Here is a 21,030-nt window from a genome sequence, read left to right on the forward strand (position 1 = left end):
GCGGCCGGGGAAAGTTCCCGGCGGCGCCGGAGGCTCAGAAACCGAGCCGCACCAGCTGCTTGGGGTCGCGCTGCCAGTCCTTGGCTATTTTGACGTGCAGGTCAAGGTAGACGCGGGTGCCCAGCAGGCCCTCGATCCCCTTGCGCGCGCGGGTGCCGACGTCACGGAGCCTCTCCCCGCCCTTGCCGATGATGATGGCCTTCTGCGACGGACGTTCCACGAAGAGGTTCACCCGGACATCCAGCAGCGGGTTGTCGGCGCTGCGGCCTTCGCGCGGAACGATCTCCTCGACCACCACGGCCAGCGAGTGGGGCAGTTCGTCGCGCACCCCCTCCAGCGCCGCCTCCCGGACCAGCTCGGCCACCATCACGGCTTCGGGTTCGTCCGTAAGCTCGCCGTCGGGATAGAGCGGCGGCGACAGCGGCATCCGCCGGACCAGCACATCGGCGACCGTCTGGACCTGGTCCCCCTTGGCGGCGGAAACCGGCACGATGTCGGCGAAGCCGTCCGGGCCGAAGATCTCCGCGCCCAGTGCCGCGACCGCCAGCAGCTGCTCGGCCAGCGCTTGCTTGTCCATCAGGTCCGTCTTGGTCACCAGTGCCACCACGGGCTTGCCGGACAGGGCGGCCAGCTGGTTGGCAATGAAGCGGTCGCCGGGGCCGATCTTCTCGTTGGCCGGCAGGCAGAAGCCGATCGCGTCCACTTCGGCAAGCGTGTCCGCCACGAGGTCGTTCAGCCGCTGCCCCAGCAGGGTCCGGGGCCGGTGCAGGCCGGGCGTGTCCACCAGCACCAGCTGGGCATCCGGCCGGTGCACGATGCCGCGGATGGTGTGCCGCGTGGTCTGCGGTTTGGCGGAGGTGATGGCCACCTTCTGCCCGACCAGCGCGTTGGTCAGCGTGGACTTGCCCGCGTTCGGGCGGCCCACCAGCGACACGAAACCGGCGCGGTAGTCCTTGGGCCAGCCGCTGGACGGCATGGCCACGGCCTTGTCGGTGCTGTTGGCGCCGGTGGCGTTTTCGGGGTTGGTCATCGTTCCCTCTCCGTCCCGGGCATCCGGGCGGGGTCATCGGCGGCGGCAGCGCCGTCGTCGTTGGCGTACTGGTTCCGGGCGGGCGCTTCGTACCAGGCCAGGACATGGCTGACGCGGTTGCGCCGGCCCTCCAGCCGTTCGGCCCGCAGGTGCAGGCCGTCCAGCTCTACTTCGCTGCCGACGATCGGCACCCGGCCGAGGCTTTTGGCCAGCAGCCCGCCGACGGTGTCCACCTCTTCGTCGTCCAGCTCCAGATTGAACAGTTCGCCGACGTCGTCGATGCCGGTGCGCGCGCTGACCCGGTACAGGCCGTCCGGCAGCGCCTCGATTTCGGGGCGCTCGGTGTCGTATTCGTCGACGATTTCGCCGACGATCTCCTCGATGAGGTCCTCCAGCGTGACCAGTCCGGCGGTGCCGCCGTATTCGTCGATCACGATCGCCACGTGCGTGGACTCGCGCTGCATCTCCTGCAGCAGCTCGCCGACCGACTTCGACTCGGGCACGTACCGGACCTCGCGGCAGATCTGGTCCACCAGCATGCCGGCGCCGTGGTCCTCCCGGCCGTGGATCCGGGCGGCCACGTCCTTCAGGTAGACGATGCCGCGGATCTGGTCCGCGGTGTCCATGATCACGGGGATCCGTGAATAGCCCGACTGCAGGAACAGCGTCATGGCCTCCTGCAGGGTGGAGCCGGAGTCGATGCTGAGCATGTCCGTGCGCGGCACCATCACCGCCCGGACCTTGGTATCGCCCAGCTCGAAGACGGAGTGGATCAGTTCCGCCTCGGTGTCCTCGATCATGTCGGACTCGTTGGCCCGGTCCACGAGTTCGCGGAACTCCTCTTCGGTGAAGAAGGCCGCGTCGGCGCGCGGCGCGTTAGGGGCCACCGCGCTGCCCAAACGGACCAGCCATTGGGGCACCGGACCGAGGATCGAGCACAGCAGCCTGACCAGCAAGGCGGTGGAAAGCACGACGGCGCCGGCGTGCATCCGGCCCAGTTGCCGCGGGGAGACCCCGACCAGCACGAATCCGACGGCGGCCATGGTGACGGTGGCCAGCAGTCCGGCCAGCCAGATGTTGTCCAACAGGTCGTGGAACAGCAGGGCGATGGCGACGGCGGCGGCCATCTCGAACCAGACGCGCCAGAAACGCAGCCCGTGCATGTGGGCCGCCGGCGAGGCCAGGATGAGGCGCAGGCTGCGGCTCCGCCCGGAACGCAGCAGGTTTTCGGCGTCGTGGCGCGGCAGGTAGGTAAAGGCGGCCTCGGCGGCGGTCAGCACCCCGGCGAACAGCGTGAAAGCCAGCGTCATGGCGGCGAGTATCCAGAGCATCGCCGGGCTCTACAGGGTGGTTTCGGTGGGGGCTGCCTTGCCGGTGAAGGAGGACAGCAACTGGCGCTGCAGGCCGAACATCTCTTCCTTCTCGGCCGGCTCGGCGTGGTCGAAACCGAGCAAATGCAGGATGCCGTGCGTGGTCAGCAGCAGCATTTCGTCCAACAGGCCGTGGCCGGCCTTCTTTGCCTGCTCCTGCGCCACCTGCGGGCAGATCACGATGTCGCCCAGCACGCCGGGCGGGCCCGGCTTCATCGCGGTGCCGGGACGCAGTTCGTCCATCGGGAAGGACAGCACGTCGGTGGCGCCCGGCTCGTCCATCCACTCGATGTGCAGCCGCTCCATCGCTTCGGTGTCGACCATGATGATGGACAGTTCCGCCTCCGGATGGACGTAGAGCGAGTCCAGCACGAACCGTGCCAGCCGCACCAGCTCTTCCTCGTTGGCGGCGACGGCCGATTCGTTGTTGACCTCGATGCTCATGCTCGATCCTCCGGGCCGGCTTCCGCGTCCGTCTTCCGCCTGGCCGCGGGTGCGCGGCGCGGTCCCCGGCCGCCGTCTGAGCGGCGCGACTCGTCCCGGCCGCCCTCGCCGCGGCGGGACTCGTCCCAGCGGCTGTACGCCGTCACGATGTCGCTGACCAGCCGGTGGCGGACCACGTCGGTGGCGTCCAGCCGGGAGAAGCGGACGTCCTCTACGCCGTCGAGTATTTCGCTGACGATCTTCAGGCCCGAGCTGGTGCCGCCGGGCAGGTCGATCTGCGTCACGTCCCCGGTCACGACCATCTTGGAACCGAAGCCCAGCCGGGTGAGGAACATCTTCATCTGTTCCGGGGTCGTGTTCTGCGCCTCGTCCAGGATGATGAACGCGTCGTTGAGCGTGCGCCCGCGCATGTAGGCCAGCGGCGCCACCTCAATGGTGCCCGCGGCCATCAGGCGCGGAATCGATTCCGGGTCCATCATGTCGTGCAGGGCGTCGTAGAGCGGGCGCAGGTACGGGTCGATCTTGTCGCTGAGCGTGCCGGGCAGGAAGCCCAGCCGCTCCCCCGCCTCGACCGCGGGACGGGTCAGGATGATGCGGTTGACCTCTTTGTGCTGCAGGGCCTGGACCGCCTTGGCCATCGCCAGGTAGGTCTTGCCGGTGCCCGCGGGGCCGATGCCGAACACCACGGTGTGGTTGTCGATGGCTTCGACGTAATTCTTCTGGTTCAGGGTCTTGGGCCGGATGTTGCGGCCGCGCGAGGAGAGGATGTTCAGCGTCAGGACTTCGGCCGGCCGCTGCACCGACTGTTCCCCGAGCATGCGCAGCAGCTGGGCGACCACCTGCGCGGTGATCCTCGTATCCTTCGCTGCCAGGGCGCGGATCTCTTCCACCACGTTGAGTGTGAGCTGCACCGCGTCGGCGGGGCCGGTGATGGAAAGTTCGTTGCCGCGTACATGCAGGTCCACATCGCTGAACTCCGACTCGATGACCCGCAGCACCTCGTCGTGGGCGCCGAGCGCCCTGACCATGTGTTCCGACGAATCGAAATGGACGGAACGGCTGCTTGATCCCAGCGGATCGACATCCAGGCGTGATTGGGACATAGTCCGGCCGATGTGGCCTTTCATCGCTCCTTCGGTGGGCGCTTGCTGGCGGTAACCGGAAATGGATCCGGTCCCGACGGTACAAGTCCATGCTACGGCACGAGCCGCCGCACAGTCCTCTGCGGGCCCGAAAAACGCCTTGGTATCGATCCTGCATCAATCCTGCATCAGTCCGGTTGAGCGCCGGTTAAAGCAGCCATCAGCCCCCCTCCCGTATGCCAAGCTAGTGAGGCAGGAAAGGCGGCAGCAGCCCTTTTCGGCCCACAAAAACCCGGTCATTGCCAACGTCAGAAGGGATCGAAAGCATCACCAGCAACCAGCTCCGGCAGCCTGCAGGCTCGGTCCCAACACGCCGCTTCGGTGCGTGGTTGGCCCTGGTCACTGCCTCATCGCTGGTGCTGCTCGGATGCTCGCCGCAGGCCGCCGGCGGTGGCGGCGCCGGACAGACCTCCATGCCCAATCCCACCGACCCCGCTTCGGCCAGCAGCCCCCTGGTCTCCAGCGTGCCGGTCGAGACCCTGCGCTCCTCGGAGCTCTCCCCCGTCTATTGGCTGGGCACCAACGCCGGGAACGTGTTCCTGTACCGCGAATACCGCCAGGCGGAGAACCTGGGTGATCCCATTACGACGGCGGTGGCCGCGCTGACGCGGCTGCAGCCCCTCGATCCGGACTACTTCAATCCGCTCAGCCCGGCGAGCAAGGTGGGCGCCTCCATCACCAACGGGTCGGTCATCACGCTGGACATTTCCTCGGACGCGTTCAGCCGCCGGGTGGATGCCGGCATCGCCGAACGGGCCGTGCAGCAACTGGTCTTCACGGCCACGGCTGCGGCGGCGAACGCCGGGCTGAGCACGTCGGACGATCCGCTGGAAGTGGTCATCCTGGTGGACGGGCATCACGGTTACGAAGCCTTTGGCCATGTGCCGCTGGGCCAGCCGATGGGCCGGAACAGCAGCCTAGCGGCCCCGGTATGGATCATTGATCCGGCCGACGGTGCCACCGCCGCCGGACGCGTGGAGGTGTTCGGCCGTGGCGTCGCGTACGAATCGGAACTGAGCTGGCAAATTTTCCGCCTGGCCGGCTCCGACGACACGTCCGAAGGCGACCTGGTCAAGGACGGCACGGCCCTCGTTGATGCCGACAACGGGCAGATCGGCGAGTTCCGGTTCAGCCAGAAGCTGGATCCGGGCACTTACCGGCTGTACGTGTTCCAAAAGGATCAGGACGGGCGAACCGACGAACGGCAGAATGCGGACAGCAAGGTCTTCACCATCACCTAGGCCGGTGCTGCTGACCGACGTGGTCAGCGCCAGCGGCCCAGCAACTCGCTGAGCAAGGTCAAGGCGGCGGGTCCGGCCGTGGAGGACCGCAGGACGTGCGGCCCCAGCCTCACGGCCACCGCCCCGGCGTCGAGCATCGCCTCCACTTCGGCCTGGCTCATCCCGCCTTCGGGGCCCACGATCATCAGCACGCGCCCCGCGCCGCCGGTACGGGCTCCGGGCGGGGCAGCGCCGCCGTCGTTTCCGCCGCGCTCCCCGGCGGAGGAGCCGGCACGCAACCCGGCCCCCTCCACGGCGTCGGCCACGCTGCCTGCGGCGTCCTCGTGCAGCAGCAGCGAGAGCCGGCTGTCCCGGACCAGGGCACAGAGCCCGGCCCGTTCCACCAGCGGCTCCACCTCCGGAACGCGGGCACGCCGCGACTGCTTGGCGGCCGCCCGGACCGCCAGCTGCCATTTCGCCGCGCCCTTGGCCGCCTTATCCGCCTTCCAGCGCACGATGCTGCGTTCGGCCTGCCACGGCACTACCGCATCGACGCCCAGTTCGGTGGCCGCCTCGATGGCAAGTTCGTCGCGGTTTCCCTTGGCCAGCGCCTGCACCAGCACCAACTCCGGGTCGGGCCGCGGCTCCTGCAGGATCCGGAGCGCGCGGACGGTGAGCTGGCCTGAGGCGCCGGCAACGGCCTCCCCTACTAGCCGCCGGCCCCGCCCGTCGGCCAGATCGACGGCTTCACCCGGTTCGATCCGCTTAACCGTGACGGCGTGCCGCGCCTCGTCCCCGGCCAGGGTGAAGCTGTCGCCCGGAGCGACGTCGTCGAGCTCGCCCGGAGCGGTGAAGAACAGGTGGTTGGTCACGCCTAGAGGTTACCGAGCCGGTCCCGCAGGCGGGCGAAGACGCCCGTGCCGGAGGACGCCAGCTTGCCCTCGGTGTATTCCTCGCCGCGGGCCCTGGCCAGCCGGCGCAGCAGGTCCTCCTGCTCCGCATCCAGCTTGCTCGGGGTCTCCACATGCACATGCACCTGCAGGTCGCCGCGACCGTAGCCGCGCAGGTGGGTCACGCCCAGGCCGCGCAGGGTGAGGGTCTCGCCCGCCTGCGTGCCGGGCTTGATGCTGACTTCCTGTTCGCCGTCGAAGGTGTCCAGCGTGAGGTCGGTGCCCAGCGCGGCGGCGGTCATCGGCACCGAGAGCGTGACGTGCAGGTCGTCGCCCTCGCGGATGAAATTCTTGTCCGGGTTCACGCGGATTTCCACATACAGGTCGCCCTGCGGGCCGCCGGCGGGGCCTGCTTCGCCCTGGCCGGCCAGCTGGATCCGCGTTCCGGTCCCGACGCCCGCCGGGAGCTTGATGGTTAGCGAACGCCGGCTGCGGACGCGGCCCTCACCGTTGCACTCGTTGCAGGGGTCGGGAATGACCGTGCCGAAGCCCTGGCAGCTGCCGCACGCGGCAGTGGTCATGACCTGGCCCAGGATGGACCGCACCGCACGCTGGACCTGGCCGGAACCGCCGCAAATGTCGCAGGTGCGCGGGCTGGTGCCGGGGCGGCAGCAACTGCCGTCGCAGGTGGGGCAGACGACGGCGGTGTCCACTTCGATCTTCTTGTTGACGCCGAAGACCGCGTCCTTGAGGTCGATCCGCACGTTTATCAGGGCGTCCTGGCCGCGGCGGGTCCGGGAGGCCGGACCGGCGCCGCCCGCTCCGGCCCCGCCGAAGAAGCTTTCGAAGATGTCCTGGAAGGCGAACCCGGACCCGGAGAAGCCGCCGCCGAAGCCGGTATCGTTGCCGTTCTCGTTGCCGGTGGTGTCGTAGATGCGCCGCTTCTGCGGGTCGGACAGCACCTCGTACGCGTGGCTGACCTGCTTGAACTGTTCGGCTGCCTCCGGGCCGGGGTTAACATCCGGATGCAGCTTGCGGGCCAGCTTGCGGTAGGCCTTCTTGATTTCCTCGGTGGAGGCGTCCTGGCTGACACCGAGGGCGTCGTAGTGGTTACTCACCTTGTAGTACTTCACTTCCTGGGGATCGGTTCACCGGCGCCGACGGCCGGTGCGGACACTGCGCGGCGTGTGGCTAGCCGGCGAGGATCCGTGACAAATAACGTGCGACGGCGCGCACCGCGGCCATGGTGGTGGGATAGTCCATCCGGGTGGGGCCGAGGATGCCGACCTTGGCCGTCGCGCCCGGGCCGTACCCGGTGGCCACCACGGAGGTTTCGGCCAGCGAACCGTAGGGGTTTTCGCTGCCGATGCTCACCGACATGCCACGCGCGTCCTGATGCAGTTCGGAGAGCAACTGCAGCAGCACCACCTGTTCTTCAAGAGCCTCGAGGATGGGACCGATGCTCAGCTGGAAGTCGACCGTGGAACGGGCCAGGTTGGCCGTGCCGGCCATCAGGATCCGCTCCTCGTTCGTGGCCGCGGCAAGCTGCGAAAGCTGCGACGCCAGGGCCTCGGCCGTGCCCGTCGGCCCCGCCTGCGGCGGCACCGGGGAGTTCTTCAGCAGCCCCGGCACTGCCGCCAGCGGCTTCCCGGACAGCACCGACAGGAATGCTGCGCGCAGCGTGGCCAGGGCATCCTCGGTGACGTCCGCCGGAAGCGCCGCGACATGCTGCTCCACCTTGCCGTTGTCCGCGATCAGCACGACCAGGGCCCTTTTGGGAGCCAGCAGGATGAACTCGATGTGCCGCACCTTGGCAGCACCCAGCTGGGGATACTGGATGACGGCCACCTGGTTGGTCAACTGGGACAGCAGCCGCACGGTGCGTTCCATGACATCGTCAAGGTCGTCGGCGCCTTCCAGCAGTTTCTGGATGGCGCGGCGCTCGGGGGCAGAGAGCGGCTTGACATCCGAAATCCGGTCCACGAACAGGCGGTAGCCCTTGTCCGTGGGAATCCGGCCGGCGCTGGTGTGCGGGGCGACGATCAGCCCCTCTTCCTCCAGCGCCGCCATGTCGTTGCGGATCGTGGCTGACGATACGCCCAGGCTGTGCCGGTCGACCAGTGCCTTGGAGCCCACCGGCTCACGCGAGTGCACATAGTCTTCGACAATGGCGCGGAGCACTTCCAGCCTCCGGACCTCGCTCACTGCACTCCTCCTGTCTCCAACTCGTCTGCGGACAGACCGTTAGCACTCAACACGTCCAAGTGCTAAGTCTAATACGTCGCCGCCGTTGTTAGCATTGTCGGGCGGCCGTGCCGTGAGGACGACAACCAGCAGAGGACTTAAAGTTTATGAGCAGCTACGGCTGGGGCCCCCAGGATCTCACCGCCCCCAAGGCCCGGGCACTGCGCGAAATCGGCGCCGAACCGGGACTGGTGCTCGAGGACGCACAGAGCGGGTGGGTCGGCGCCGTCGTTCGGGTGGAGAAGTCCGGCGGTGTGCATCTGGTGTCGCTGGAAGACCGCCGGGGCAAGGTCCGCTCGTTTCCGCTGGGTTTCGGCTTCCTGTTCGAGGGCGAGCCGGTGAAGGTGGTGCCGGCGGCGCCCGCGGCGAAGGCTCCCGTCCGGCAACGGACGGCCTCCGGTTCCGTCAAGGTCGAGGGACAGCGGGCCAGGGTCGCGCGGGCCAGCCGGATCTGGGTCGAAGGCAAGCATGACGCCGAACTCGTGGAGAAGGTCTGGGGAGACGACCTCCGGGTAGAGGGGATCGTGGTCGAACCCCTGCATGGCGTGGACGATTTGGCAGCGGCCGTGGCGGACTTCTCCCCCGGCCCGCAGCGCAGGCTCGGCATCCTGGTGGACCACCTGGTCCCCAACTCCAAGGAGTGGCGGATAGCCGAGGCCGCCATGGCCGTGCCCGCGGCGGCGGGCAACGTACTGATTGTGGGCCACCCCTATGTCGACGTGTGGCAGGCCATCAAACCGGCGGTCATCGGCCGGTCCGCGTGGCCGGTGGTTCCGCGCGGCACCGATTGGAAGACCGGCATCCTCGCCGGCCTCGGCTGGCCGCACCGGACCCAGATAGACATCGCCGACGGCTGGAAGAGGCTGCTGGGCAGTGTTAACACCTATGCCGACCTGGAGCCCAGTCTCTTGGGCCGGGTGGAAGAAGTCATCGATTTCCTGACGGTTTGAGCCGGTTCCGTCCGGCACCCCCGCCCGCGGAATGCACCGGGAGACGGGCTGGAACAGCTAGGCTAGGAACAGAAGTGAGCCGTCAGAAGATTTTCCGAAGGTAGGTCCAGTGTCCGAGAACTCTGCTCGTCAGCAGCAGCCGGAGCGCAAGTCCGCTCCGCGCCAGCAGTACCAGAGCGCGTCGGCGTCCGCTTTGCCCCTGACCCCTTCGGAGGACCGGCAATGGGCCACCATGGCGCACTTCGGCGGCATCCTGGGCTGCTTCCCGTCGCTGGCGATCTACCTGATCTTCAAGGACCGGGGTCCCTTTACCGCCCAGGAGTCCAAAGAGGCCCTGAACTTCACGGTTCCGCCCACGGCGGTGGCCATCATCGCGAACCTGCTGATCGTCATCCCGGCGGTCAGCGGGCTCTTTGCCGTCATCGCGGCCGCCATCTGGGTCTTCCTCACGGTCTATTCCGTCATTGCCGGCGTCAAGTGCAACCGCGGCGTTCCCTACCGGTACGCCTACAACCTGCGCCTGTTCCGGTAGCTCTGACATCCGGCCCGCACAGCCGCTCCGGTAGACCTGCCGGCCCTGCCGCCCTCCTACCCTGCCTGCCGCGAGAACCGCTGGCGGGCGGTGTTCATCCCCGCCGCGATCGGCACGTGGGCGGTCGCCGCGGCCAGGCCGAAGCGCGGCATGTCGCTGTAGACACTCTCCCGGCCCCCCGGCACCGTCTCGTACGTTTCGTGCCACACACCGACGTCCCCGCTGCCGGCCGATTCGCGCATGAACCGCCGCCAGGGTTCCAGGTGCGGTGCCGAGCGGTCGGAGGCAAACCGCTGCAGATGTTCCGGGCTCTTCCAGTAGCTGAGCATGACCGTGGTGCGCCCGAACCACTGGTGGAAGCCCAGCAGGCCGGCCTCCGGCGATGCCGCCAGGTGCGCCAGCATCGCCGGCATCGCCGACGCGGTGCGGGCCACCTTGCCGATCTTCCACCAGCGGTTGGCCCGCATCCCGATGAGGAAGACCGTAACCCGTTCGCCGCCCGGATCGGCTGTGAACCGCCCTGTGTGTACGTGTTCCGACATGAGCCGATTCCTTTCGTAACAGTGTTACAGAACAGTGTTATGCAATACTGGGCTCATGGCAAGACCCATAGTCCACGATGATTCGCTGCGGCGGACGCTGCTCGACACTGCCGCGGCCCTGATTGCCCGCGACGGCGCCCCCGGCGTGTCGCTCCGGGCGATCGCGGCGGCGGCCGGGACGTCGACGACGGCGGTGTACTCGCTCTTCGGCGGGAAGGCGGAGTTGCTCACCGCCATCCTCGACGACGGTTTCGCCTCCTTCGCGGCCTCCCAGCAGCGCGCCGCTCCCGACGGACTGGAGTCGCTGGGCAAGGCTTACCGGGCGTGGGCCCTGGAGCATCCGGTCCTGTACGGCCTCATGTTCGGCGGCTCACTGGCCAGCCAGGTGCCGTGCCAGCCGACGCCCGGCGCCGCGGAACCGGCGATCGCGCCGCTGTTTGCCGCCGTCGCCGCCGCCCTGCCCGGGGCATCGGACGACGACGTCGCGTCCATGGTGGGCGTGGTGTGGGGCCAGGTCCACGGGCTCGTCTCGCTGGAGCTGGCGGGCGCGCCGGCTGCCGGGTGGAGCTGGGACTCCGCCTACGAGGCGGCCCTGCACCGGATCGGCCGGTCGCTTTAGGCCGGCGCGGTCAGTCCTCGAGCAACCGCCGCACCACGGCGTCGGCCAGCAGCCGGCCCTTGAGGGTGAGCCGGATGGTCCCGGCGAAGGCCGCGGCGGGGTCGACCAGGGCGTCGGCGATCAGCCCGGCCACGGCCTTCCGGCCGTTGGGGCCCAGGTCCCGGGTCTGCAGCCCGTCGATGATGCGGGTCTGCAGCATCACGTGTTCCAACTGGCGGGTGCCGGTGTCCAGCGTCTCGCGGCCGGCTGCCGGAGATACCCCCGTGGCCAGCCGCTGGGCGTAGGCCGCGGGGTGCTTCACGTTCCACCACCGGACGCCGCCCACGTGCGAGTGTGCGCCCGGGCCGGCTCCCCACCAGTCGTCCCCGCGCCAGTAGGCCAGGTTGTGCCGGCAGCGGTCCTCGGGAGTGCGGGCCCAGTTGCTGACCTCGTACCAGCCGAACCCGGCCGCGCCGAGCCGCGCGTCTGCGATCTCATACTTGGCGGCGTGGTCGTCGTCGTCGATTCCGGGCACCTCGCCGCGGCGGATCTGCGCCGCGAGCTTGGTCCCGTCCTCGACGATCAGGGCATAGGCGGAGATATGGTCCGGCGCGCAGGCGATCGCGGAGTCGAGGCTGGCTTCCCAGTCCGCGATGGACTCCCCCGGCGTGCCGTAGATCAGGTCCAGGCTGACGTTCAGCCCGGCGTCGCGGGCCCACTGCACCGCCTGCGGCACCCGTTCCGGGTTATGAGTACGGTCGAGGACCTTCAGCACATGCGGCACGGCCGACTGCATGCCGAAGGACACGCGGGTGAAACCTGCGTCGGCCAGGATCTTCAGCGACTCCGGCGTGACCGAGTCCGGGTTGGCTTCCGTGGTGACCTCGGCGCCCGGCTCCAAACCCCACAGGTCCGCGGCCTGGCGAAGCATCGACGCCAGGTCAGTCGCCGGCAACAGGGTCGGTGTGCCGCCGCCAAAAAACACCGTGGCCAGCGGGCGGTCGGGCAGGCCGGAACCGCGCAGCACCCGCGCCGCCAGATCCAGCTCCGTGTTCAGGGTGCCCGAGTACTCATCCTGCGACGCGCCGGAACCCAGTTCCTTGGCGGTGTAGGTGTTGAAATCGCAGTAGCCGCAGCGCACCCGGCAGAACGGGATGTGCACGTACAGGCAGAACGCGCGGTCCTCCGCGCCTGCCGCTGCCTGAGCGGGCAGCAGGCCGTCGGCCGGCGCCGGGTCCCCCACGGGAAGGACGCTAGGCACTGAGGCGCACCTCCGCCGTCGTCGTTGTGGTCACAAGCACTGCAGAGCTACTTCTTTGCCTTGTCCTTGGAGTCATCCGATGACAGCGCGGCGATGAAGGCCTCCTGCGGGACCTCCACTCGGCCGACCATCTTCATCCGCTTCTTGCCTTCCTTCTGCTTCTCCAGCAGCTTCCGCTTACGGGAGATGTCGCCGCCGTAGCACTTGGCCAGGACGTCCTTGCGAATGGCGCGGATGTTTTCGCGCGCGATGATGCGGGAACCGATGGCGGCCTGGATGGGCACCTCGAACTGCTGGCGCGGGATGAGTTCGCGCAGCTTGGAGGTCATCATGACGCCGTAACTGTAGGCCTTCTCGCGGTGCGTGATGGCGCTGAACGCGTCGACCTGTTCGCCCTGCAGCAGGATGTCCACCTTGACCAGATCGGCCACCTGTTCGCCGTCGGCCTTCCAGTCCAGCGAGGCGTAGCCGCGGGTGCGCGACTTGAGGTTGTCGAAGAAGTCGAAGACGATTTCCGCCAGCGGCAGCCGGTAGCGCAGCTCCACGCGGTCCTCGGAGAGGTAATCCATCCCCTTCATCTCGCCGCGGCGGCCCTGGCAGAGCTCCATGATGGTGCCGACAAACTCGTTGGGCGCGAGGATGGTCGCCGAAACCATCGGCTCGCGGACCTCGGAAACCTTGCCGTCGGGATACTCGCTCGGGTTGGTGACCGTCAGGACCTTCTTGTCCTCCAGCGTGACCTCATAGACCACGTTGGGAGCGGTGGAGATCAGGTCCAGGTTGAACTCGGCCTCAAGCCGTTCCCGGGTGATTTCCAGGTGCAGCAGCCCGAGGAAGCCGACCCGGAAGCCGAAGCCGAGGGCCGCGGAGGTCTCCGGCTCGTAGATCAGGGCCGCGTCGTTAAGCTTGAGCTTGTCCAGCGCGTCGCGCAGTACCGGGTAGTCCGTGCCGTCGATCGGGTAGAGCCCGGAAAAGACCATGGGCTTGGGGTCTGCGTAGCCGCCCAGGGACTCCGCCGCCGGCTTGAGCAGGTTGGTGACGGTGTCGCCAACCTTGGACTGGCGGACGTCCTTCACGCCGGTGATCAGGTAGCCGACCTCCCCGACGCCCAGGCCGTTGGACGGGGTGGGTTCGGGCGAGCTGACTCCGATTTCGAGCAGTTCGTGGCTGGCCCGGGTAGACATCATCTGGATGCGTTCGCGCGGCGAGAGCTTTCCGTCGACCACCCGGACATACGTGACCACGCCGCGGTAGGTGTCGTAGACCGAGTCGAAGATCATCGCGCGGGCCGGTGCGTCCGCGTCGCCCGTGGGGGCCGGCAGGTCGCGCACGATCTTGTCCAGCAGCGCTTCGACGCCCACCCCGGTCTTGCCGGAGACCTTCAGCACGTCTTCCGGATCGCCGCCGATCAGGTTGGCCAGCTCGGCCGCGTACTTTTCCGGCTGCGCGGCCGGCAGGTCGATCTTGTTCAGGACCGGGATGATGGTGAGGTCGTTCTCCATCGCCAGGTAGAGGTTGGCCAGCGTCTGGGCCTCGATGCCCTGGGCCGCGTCCACCAGCAGGACCGCGCCTTCGCAGGCTGCCAGCGAACGGGAAACTTCATAGGTGAAGTCCACGTGGCCCGGGGTGTCGATCATGTTCAGGGCGTAACTGACGTCGTCAAGCTCCCACGGCATGCGCACGGCCTGGGACTTGATGGTGATGCCGCGTTCCCGCTCGATGTCCATCCGGTCCAGGTACTGGGCCTTCATATCGCGCGGCTGGACCACGCCGGTGAGCTGGAGCATCCGGTCGGCAAGAGTGGACTTGCCGTGGTCGATATGGGCGATGATGCAAAAGTTCCTGATGATCGCCGGATCGGTGGCGGCAGGCACCGGTGCGGTGCGGGCCATCGGTGACACAGATGGTTCCTTACTCTCAGACAAGCGGGCTACGGCAATGCGGCCGGGTCGACCAGCACGCTGAATTTGCTCAACTATAAGTGTCCCACGCCTGCCCGCGATCCGCGCACCCGGGGGCGTGCCTGCCGGGACCGCGCGGGTGCCGGATCGCTGGACCCGCCGATCTCGCCTGTGGTGCTGATTCGGCAGCCCCGCCGATATCGCGGCCGTGCCGCCGTCGGTAGCCTAGGGCCATGGCTTTTTCCCAGCGCGGCCTCAACCGTCTGCTTCGTTCCGCCGTGCGGGCCCTGCGCGGTCTGTCCGGTGCCGGACACTCCGGAGGTTCCACCCAAGGACGCGGTCCGGTGGCCGGCAGGCAGGGCCAGCCTCCCGGGGGCGTGGCCGGGCGCCGGGGTGCGGAATCCGGTCCGGGCTCGGCGTATCCGGGCGACTACCGGGGCACGGGGACCATCAGCTACTCCCCCGAGGCCGACGGCGCGCCGGATCCGGGCGAGATTGTCTGGACGTGGGTGCCGTACGAGGAGGACTACACGCGGGGCAAGGACCGGCCCGTCCTGGTCATCGGCTACCACCGCGGCCGTTTGCTGGCGCTCATGTTGACCACGCGGGACCGGAACAACGACGGCCGGCGCGACGGCGACTACCTGGACCTGGGCTCTGGCCCCTGGGACGTGCGGGGCCGCCCGAGTGAAGTCAAGCTCGACCGCGTGCTGCAACTGCAGCCGGATCGGGTCCGGCGCGAAGGAGCGGTGCTGCCGCGGGCCTCGTTCGACGAGGTTGCCCGGGCCATGCGCCGGCGCGGCTGGAGCTGATCGGAGGGGCGGATCGCGGTCCCGGGCTCAGCTGCGGCCCGGCCCCGGCGTGTCGGCCGTCCGCAGGCTCACCGTCGGGGCGCCGCGTGTCGCTCGCGCGCAAGTCCGCCGCCCTGAGCACGGATCTGCTAACATTTATAGCTGTGTGTCCGCGCAGGTCGACGGGCACCTCGGGCCGGTTGCCATTACGGTACCCCACGCCGCTCAGTCAATGACCGGACCGACTGCCCTCAAAAGACCAAGTTCCTCAACAAAGAGAGTTATTTCGTGGCCAATATCAAGTCCCAGAAGAAGCGCATCCTCACCAACGAGAAGGCACGCCAGCGCAACATCTCGGTTCGGTCCGAGCTGAAGACCGCCATCCGCGCCGTGACCGGTGCCGTCCAGTCTGCCGACCAGGACGCCGCCGCCACCGCCCTGGTCGCCGCGAGCCGGAAGCTCGACAAGGCCGTCAGCAAGGGTGTCATCCACAAGAACAACGCCGCGAACCACAAGTCTTCGCTGGCCAAGAAGGTCAACGCGCTCTAAGCAGCGCGTTCCGGCCGAGAGGCCGACCCAAGCCAAGGCCGGAGGCCGCCACCCGTTCGGGAGGCGGCCTCCGGCCTTTGTGCATCCGGCTGCAGACGGCGGCCTGCCCGGCGGGTACCTTTGGTTGTGTCCCGTTGGGCTGGTTGTCTCCGGCGGGGCGCCGGGGGCCGGCGCGGGCCGGCAGCTTGGGCGGGATGGGGCGGGCGAAATGAACGGCGCGAATGCTTACTTGCGTTTAGTCGACCGGATGGGGCGTTCACCCGTCCTGGACGGGGCGGTCAGGGTGCTGGGCGCGCTGGGCGCTCCCTTGGTCGGGAAGCCGGCTTTCAGGCGGTTCTTCAGTGGGGTGGACACAGCCATCCCGCCGCACGCGGTCCTGACCGACGCGCCGTTCGGTGCCTGGTTCATGGCCGTGTTCCTCGACTTGTTTGACGACGACGGAGGAGAACGCCGCGCTGCCCGCCGCCTGGTCGGTTTGGGCGTGCTGGCCGCCCTACCCACCGCAGTGGCCGGCCTTGCCGAGTGGACCACCGCGGACCCGGCCACGCGGCGCATCGGCGTTTTGCATTCAGCGGCAACCACGGCAGCCACCCTGGTATTCGCCGGCTCATGGCTGGCCCGCCGGAGCGGACGTCAGGGGCTGGGGATCGGCTTGGCGCGGGCAGGCTCTGCCGTTGCGATCACCGGGGGTTTCCTCGGCGGCTACATGGGCAGCCGGGTCCGGGGACACGGCGGAAGCGCCAGCGGCGCCTGAGGTTCAGCGGCGCGCGCTGGTGGCGATCAAGGTCACGGCCCGCTCCACGGCATATTCCGGGTCGCGGCCCTCGCCTTTGACCTGGGCGTCGGTCTCGGCCAGAACCTGGATGCAGCGGGCCAAAGCATCTGATTCCCACAGCCGCGCGTCCCGGCGGGCCTGGTCGAACTGCCACGGCGCCATGCCCAGGTCGCGTGCGTTGGCCGACGCGCTTTTGACCTTGGCAATCTGGCGCAGCTTCATGGCCAGCACGGCGACGATCGGCACCGGATCCACCCCGGTGGCCAGTGCGTGCCGGAGAGATGACAGGGCCGCCGCGCCGCGGCCGGAAACGGCCGCATCCGCGACCTTGAAGCCGGTGGCTTCGACCCGCCCGCCGTAGTACTTCTCGACCGTTTCTTCGGTGACCGCACTGTCGGCGTCGGAGATCAATTGCGAGCAGGCGGCAGCCAGGTCCGGGAGCGACGAGCCGACGGCGGCCACCAGGGCCTGAGCCGCGGCGGGTTCGATGGCCCGGCGGGCCGACTTGAACTCCTGCCTGACGAAGTCCAGTTTTTCGGAGTCCTTTTTCATGGCCTGGCAGTCGACCACGGGGGCGCCCGAAGCCTTAACGGCGTCCAGCAGTTTCTTTCCGCGGGTCCCGCCCCCGTGGTGCAGGACGAGCCAGACGTCCTCAGCCGGTGCCGCCACATACGCCAGCAGGTCCGTGAGGAACTCGTCGTTCATCTGCGCCAACGACGACGCCTCGATGAGTTTCGCTTCTCCGAAGAGGCTGGGGCTGGCCAGCATGGTGAGCTCGCCGGTGGTGTAGGCGGAGGCATCGAGCTGAACCAGCTCGAGGTCCGGGTGCCAGCCACGCAGGAGGCCCCGGACGCGTTCCTTGGCCCGGTGGGCCAGGTACTCTTCCGGACCGCTGACGAGCACGACGGCGGCCGGCTCGACGTCACGCCAGGAGACGGTGACGGCGCCCTTCTTGGCGGCCGGAGAGCGGGATCCGGGTGGCGGGTTCACGGCAGGTTCCTCCTTGTTCAGGTCCAGAGTTTCACGATCCGGGCCTTTTGCCCAAAGCAGTCCCCGCTGCCGCCTCGCTCGGTCTCCGTTACTAAGCGGGCTCAGGTCACCCATACGCGGCGGCTCGGGTCTCCGCTGCCCGGCTAGCGGTTGGCGCGGACGGACAATTCCCGGTGGCCGACGTCCACGAAGACCGTTCCCAGCTCGTCGGTCCTGAGGACGTGTGTGCCAGCCGCCTGAAGCGCCGCCAGGATTTCATCCGCCGGATGGCCGTACTCGTTGCCGGCGCCCACGGAGATCAGGGCCGCCGCGGGCCGCAGCGCTGTGATGAGCGCCGTTCCCCCGTTCCGTGCGCCGTGATGGCTGACCTTGAGCACGTCGACGGCGAAGTCCGGGCCCAACCGGCGCATCAGGGCAGGCAGTTGCTCCTCCTCCAGGTCACCGGTCAGCAGCATCCGCGTCGATCCCCCGGCAGGAGACGGCAGGGTGATGTCGATAACGAGGCTCGCGTCGTTTTCGGACAGGCCGGCGCTGCCCTCCACCGGCCAGTGCACCGCCCAGGCAACTGCTCCGGACGAGCCGGAGAGGCCCGCAAAGGCACGCTCTGCCTGAAGCCGCCGGTCCTCAAGCGAGGCCAGCACGGCAGCCGGCGGCGCTGCCTCGGCGCTCGAGTACAGCACCCGCGCGGTCTGCCGTCCCGCCACGGCTCCCGCGAGTCCGCCGTAGTGGTCCAGGTGCATGTGCGTCAGCACCAGCAGGTCGATCCGCTTCACGCCGAGTCCGTTCAGGCACCGGTCCATCGCCTCGGGGTCGGGTCCGGTATCCACTACGATCGCGCTGCCCTCGCCCGTCCGCACCACCAACCCATCACCCTGTCCGACGTCACAGGCCGCCACGTCCCACTCCCCCGCCGGTGCCGGCCGCAGAAGCGCAGCCGCCAGCGCTCCTGCGGCGAGCCCGGGCAGGGCCGTCCAGCAGACCAGCTTGAACAACGCAGCGCGCATGCCGGAAGCGAAGCCGTGCCCCCGCAACGCCGCCCCGCCGTCGTCGTCGTCCGACCCAAGGTGCTGATCCTGCGCAGCCCGCCGCCTGTCCGCGGCCCGCAGCCCCCACAGGAGCGCCAAACCGGCACCTGCCGCTCCGGCTGCACCGAGCGGGCCACCCGCCCACGGCAGCGCGGCCATGGGCAATTCGGAGAACCATCGCGCGACCCCTGCGATCCACAAGGTCATCCCGCCCGCGGCATGCAGCACGGCCGCGCCCGGTCCGGGAAACAGCGGCAGCAGCCCCGTCCCTATCATTCCGGCAACGGTGATGAAAGGAATCAGCGGTCCCGCAGCCACATTGGCGGGGACAGCATACAAGGCCAGTTCGGGCTGGAGTTGGACAATGACCGGGGCACAAAAGACCTGCGCGGCCAGCGGCATGGCGACCGCGTGCGCCAGCGGGACCGGCAGGAAGCGCTGCAGCCGGCGGGAACACGCGGTCCCCAGCAGCACGAGGGAGAGGGTGGCCAACACCGAGAGCACGAAGCTGTAACTGGCGGCCAACCACGGATTTACGATCAGCAACACCAGCACCGCAACGGCCAGGAAGGACAGCGCTGCCCTGCGCCGCCCGCTCAGTACCGCAATTACTCCCAGCGAGCCCATCACCGCCGCCCGCAGCACACTGGGCTCCGGCCGGACCAGCAGCACGAACCCGGCGAGTCCAACAAGGCCCGCAACCGCCTTCGCCCACCGGGGCAGGCGGACCGCCGATCCGAGCAGGTAGATGAAGGCCAGCACGTAGGAGACATTGGCGCCGCTGACGGTGAGAAGGTGCGTCAGCCCGGTACGCCGCATGGCCTCCTCGAGGTCCGCACCCTGGTGTTCCTTGTCCCCCAGCACCATCCCGGGAAGGAGCCCCCGGGCGTCGGGCGGCAATCCGGCCAGCGCCGCCACGAACTGGGCGCGCAGGCCCGAGACCCATGCGTCCAGGGGTGGTGCCGACCGCTCCGACGGGGCAGTGGATGCGATCAGCAGGGCATCGACGGCCTGGCCCGGGTCCGCCCGGACGAGCTTTCCGGAGGTCCGCAGCCGCTCGCCGAACCGCACGTGGGACCACTCCGGCCCACCGAGGACCAGCACCGGCGTGTCGGCCTCGAACCGCACGCGGCCGGCCGTGGCCTCGACGATGGTGGCGGTCAGGTGGAAACGCGGGCCGCTCCCAAACTGCCGCGGCGCCTTCACTGCGGCAGCGTCCCCAGTGGCCACCAGGCGGGCGGTGATGGTCTGCTCGCCGGTGATGGCCGTCCCGATCGGGCCCGCCAGCCGCTCCGCCTGCTGCAGCCCCACCGTCAGGGCCAGCAGCCCGGTGCAACTGCACAGCACAACTACGACGGCGATGCCCCCCGTCCCGAGTAGGCCGCGCCGAGGCCGGTTGCGTGGGTGAGCTCCGCTCCGCTGCTGCCGGGCCTGCGGGTAGTGCTGGCTTCCCTGCCGTGGGGGCCGTGGCTGGGGCGGGTCTTCCCGCGGCCGGGGCCGAAGATAACGTCCCAACCTGGTGGCTGGTCGAGGCAGGAGCCGGGCCGGCCGCAGCGGTAACAGCAAACGGGCGGTCGCTGCACAGGCGGTTCCCAAGAGCAAGCCCGCGGACAGCAGGACCACCCCCGGCGGCGCGAGCGGCAGGGCCAAGGCAGCTGCCCAGCATACCGCCGCCGCCAGGCCCAGGCGAAGATCCAGTCGCCGGCCTTGGGCCTCCGCCGCGGCGGCCTCAGCGGCCGCAGGATCCGGCTTGACGTGCCGCAGCAACCCCTGGCCCAGATTCCTGCGCCGTCTGGGCGGCTGACCCAACTCATTCTGGTCCGGCGCCACGACAGTCGGACGTCGGGCCGCATCCGCGTACCGCTGCCAGCGCGGCGGCCGGCTCATACCGACACCAGTTCCACCAGCGCCTCCAGCATGACCGGCCCGATGCCGGGCACTGCATCAAGATCCGACGGCTGGCCGTACGGGCCGTGCTGCTCGCGGAACTCGATAATCCGCGCGGCAAGAACCGGTCCGACCCGGGGCAGTTCGAGGAGCTCCTCGGCCGTCGCCGTATTGATGTTGATCTTGGCAGCCGGACCGCCCGCGGCGCCGCCCCCGCCTGACTCCTCGGCGCTGCCGCCGGATCCGCCGGCACCGCCGCCGCCTCCCGACCCGTCCGCCTGTTGCGGCGGTCCCGGCGCATCCGGCGAGGGCACGAAGACCTGCTGTCCGTCGGTCAGCGGCGCCGCCAGGTTCAACTCCTCAAGCCGAGCCTTCTTCGTCGCACCCCCGGCAGCGTCAATGGCCTCGAACACCCTGGAGCCGTCGGCCAGCCGGACGATCCCCGGCGAGGCGACGGCCCCGGCCACATGGACGATGAGGCCGGGGCCGTCGCCTGACGGTTCATCCGCGGTCTCCGTACCGTCCTCGCCGGCAGCAGAGTGCGCTGCTGACGGCTTGCCTTTCGTTTCTTCGTCGGCAGCCGGGCCGGCAGCCCGGTCGGACGTCAGCGGAATGCTCTCCAGGATGGGAGCAGCCGAGCGGCTCACGTCAGCCGTGGCCAGCGAAACAAGTCCGTAGCCCAGGCACAGCCCGGCCACCACGAACGCTGCCCCGAGGGCTATGCGGAAGCGCGGAGTCCGCTGAGCTCGCGACGCGATGCCGCCGCGGGCGGTTGCCGGAAGCCAGCGGTGTCGGCCCATGCGGCAACACTAGGTCGGCGGTGCGGCTGCCCCGCCCGTGCCCCAAACTCTCGTGGACAGCGGCTCCGGCGGCGCCGACTGTGGAGGAG

General features: G+C 69.0%; 20 protein-coding genes. 7 read left to right on the forward strand and 13 right to left on the reverse strand.

Annotation, left to right across the window (positions count from 1 at the left end):
- Positions 1–34: 34 nt before the first annotated feature.
- From era to AC5RVV_RS02005, 4 genes are read right to left on the reverse strand one after another with little or no spacing between them, the layout of a single operon-like run.
- Positions 35–976, reverse strand: coding sequence for a GTPase Era (gene era, locus AC5RVV_RS01990; RefSeq protein WP_494001257.1), 942 nt, complete (start codon positions 974–976; stop codon positions 35–37).
- A 50-nt stretch (positions 977–1,026) separates the two neighbouring features.
- Positions 1,027–2,361, reverse strand: coding sequence for a hemolysin family protein (locus tag AC5RVV_RS01995; protein WP_493999765.1), 1,335 nt, complete (start codon positions 2,359–2,361; stop codon positions 1,027–1,029).
- Between the two features lie 9 nt (positions 2,362–2,370).
- Positions 2,371–2,844, reverse strand: a complete 474-nt coding sequence (ybeY, locus tag AC5RVV_RS02000) for an rRNA maturation RNase YbeY (protein ID WP_493978405.1) — start codon at positions 2,842–2,844, stop codon at positions 2,371–2,373.
- Positions 2,841–3,947, reverse strand: a complete 1,107-nt coding sequence (locus AC5RVV_RS02005; RefSeq protein WP_493999766.1) for a PhoH family protein — start codon at positions 3,945–3,947, stop codon at positions 2,841–2,843. Before AC5RVV_RS02005 ends, ybeY begins: the two co-directional genes overlap by 4 nt.
- 278 nt (positions 3,948–4,225) lie before the next feature.
- Here AC5RVV_RS02005 and AC5RVV_RS02010 point away from each other — a divergent pair, with 278 nt between their 5' ends.
- Positions 4,226–5,227 carry a GerMN domain-containing protein gene (locus AC5RVV_RS02010; protein WP_493999767.1) on the forward strand — a complete coding sequence of 334 codons (1,002 nt, stop codon included), beginning with the start codon at positions 4,226–4,228 and terminating at the stop codon, positions 5,225–5,227.
- A 23-nt stretch (positions 5,228–5,250) separates the two neighbouring features.
- Here AC5RVV_RS02010 and AC5RVV_RS02015 read toward each other — a convergent pair whose 3' ends face one another.
- The 3 genes from AC5RVV_RS02015 to hrcA form a co-directional block, all read right to left on the reverse strand.
- A complete protein-coding gene (locus tag AC5RVV_RS02015) occupies positions 5,251–6,078 on the reverse strand; it encodes a 16S rRNA (uracil(1498)-N(3))-methyltransferase (protein WP_493999768.1) in 828 nt (275 codons plus the stop codon).
- 2 nt (positions 6,079–6,080) lie between these two features.
- The gene (gene dnaJ, locus AC5RVV_RS02020) at positions 6,081–7,214 is read right to left on the reverse strand and encodes a molecular chaperone DnaJ (protein WP_494001258.1); all 1,134 of its coding nucleotides are present in this window, start codon (positions 7,212–7,214) and stop codon (positions 6,081–6,083) included.
- A gap of 73 nt (positions 7,215–7,287) precedes the next feature.
- The gene (gene hrcA / locus AC5RVV_RS02025) at positions 7,288–8,301 is read right to left on the reverse strand and encodes a heat-inducible transcriptional repressor HrcA (RefSeq protein ID WP_493999769.1); all 1,014 of its coding nucleotides are present in this window, start codon (positions 8,299–8,301) and stop codon (positions 7,288–7,290) included.
- Between the two features lie 146 nt (positions 8,302–8,447).
- On the opposite strand from hrcA, the gene AC5RVV_RS02030 reads away from it, so the two are divergent.
- On the forward strand, positions 8,448–9,290 hold the full coding sequence (locus AC5RVV_RS02030; protein WP_493999770.1) for a DUF3097 family protein: 843 nt from the start codon (positions 8,448–8,450) through the stop codon (positions 9,288–9,290).
- 109 nt (positions 9,291–9,399) lie between these two features.
- Complete coding sequence (locus AC5RVV_RS02035; RefSeq protein ID WP_493999771.1) at positions 9,400–9,822, forward strand: DUF4870 domain-containing protein; 423 nt, start codon at positions 9,400–9,402, stop codon at positions 9,820–9,822.
- 56 nt (positions 9,823–9,878) lie between these two features.
- On the opposite strand, the gene AC5RVV_RS02040 is transcribed toward AC5RVV_RS02035, so the two are convergent.
- Positions 9,879–10,364, reverse strand: a complete 486-nt coding sequence (locus AC5RVV_RS02040; RefSeq protein WP_493999772.1) for a DUF4188 domain-containing protein — start codon at positions 10,362–10,364, stop codon at positions 9,879–9,881.
- A gap of 55 nt (positions 10,365–10,419) precedes the next feature.
- Between AC5RVV_RS02040 and AC5RVV_RS02045 the strand changes: the two genes are divergently transcribed.
- Positions 10,420–10,983: a TetR-like C-terminal domain-containing protein gene (locus AC5RVV_RS02045; protein ID WP_493999773.1), complete on the forward strand. Its 564-nt coding sequence runs from the start codon at positions 10,420–10,422 to the stop codon at positions 10,981–10,983.
- Positions 10,984–10,993: 10 nt separating this feature from the next.
- Here AC5RVV_RS02045 and hemW read toward each other — a convergent pair whose 3' ends face one another.
- On the reverse strand, positions 10,994–12,223 hold the full coding sequence (hemW, locus tag AC5RVV_RS02050) for a radical SAM family heme chaperone HemW (protein ID WP_493999774.1): 1,230 nt from the start codon (positions 12,221–12,223) through the stop codon (positions 10,994–10,996).
- Positions 12,224–12,270: 47 nt separating this feature from the next.
- Complete coding sequence (gene lepA / locus AC5RVV_RS02055; protein ID WP_493999775.1) at positions 12,271–14,124, reverse strand: translation elongation factor 4; 1,854 nt, start codon at positions 14,122–14,124, stop codon at positions 12,271–12,273.
- Positions 14,125–14,357: 233 nt separating this feature from the next.
- On the opposite strand from lepA, the gene AC5RVV_RS02060 reads away from it, so the two are divergent.
- From AC5RVV_RS02060 to AC5RVV_RS02070, 3 genes are all read left to right on the forward strand, one after another.
- On the forward strand, positions 14,358–14,936 hold the full coding sequence (locus AC5RVV_RS02060; protein ID WP_493999776.1) for a type II toxin-antitoxin system PemK/MazF family toxin: 579 nt from the start codon (positions 14,358–14,360) through the stop codon (positions 14,934–14,936).
- A gap of 267 nt (positions 14,937–15,203) precedes the next feature.
- Positions 15,204–15,464 carry a 30S ribosomal protein S20 gene (gene rpsT, locus AC5RVV_RS02065; RefSeq protein WP_493978395.1) on the forward strand — a complete coding sequence of 87 codons (261 nt, stop codon included), beginning with the start codon at positions 15,204–15,206 and terminating at the stop codon, positions 15,462–15,464.
- Positions 15,465–15,711: 247 nt separating this feature from the next.
- Complete coding sequence (locus tag AC5RVV_RS02070) at positions 15,712–16,218, forward strand: DUF2231 domain-containing protein (protein WP_493999777.1); 507 nt, start codon at positions 15,712–15,714, stop codon at positions 16,216–16,218.
- Positions 16,219–16,221: 3 nt separating this feature from the next.
- Here AC5RVV_RS02070 and holA read toward each other — a convergent pair whose 3' ends face one another.
- The 3 genes from holA to AC5RVV_RS02085 all read right to left on the reverse strand — a co-directional run bounded on the left by holA (position 16,222) and on the right by AC5RVV_RS02085 (position 20,941).
- A complete protein-coding gene (gene holA / locus AC5RVV_RS02075) occupies positions 16,222–17,229 on the reverse strand; it encodes a DNA polymerase III subunit delta (protein ID WP_493999778.1) in 1,008 nt (335 codons plus the stop codon).
- 143 nt (positions 17,230–17,372) lie between these two features.
- A complete protein-coding gene (locus AC5RVV_RS02080; RefSeq protein WP_493999779.1) occupies positions 17,373–19,565 on the reverse strand; it encodes a ComEC/Rec2 family competence protein in 2,193 nt (730 codons plus the stop codon).
- Positions 19,566–20,137: 572 nt separating this feature from the next.
- Positions 20,138–20,941: a ComEA family DNA-binding protein gene (locus AC5RVV_RS02085; RefSeq protein ID WP_493999780.1), complete on the reverse strand. Its 804-nt coding sequence runs from the start codon at positions 20,939–20,941 to the stop codon at positions 20,138–20,140.
- Positions 20,942–21,030 lie beyond the last annotated feature (89 nt).

The organism is Arthrobacter sp. MDT2-34-1, assembly GCF_059091365.1.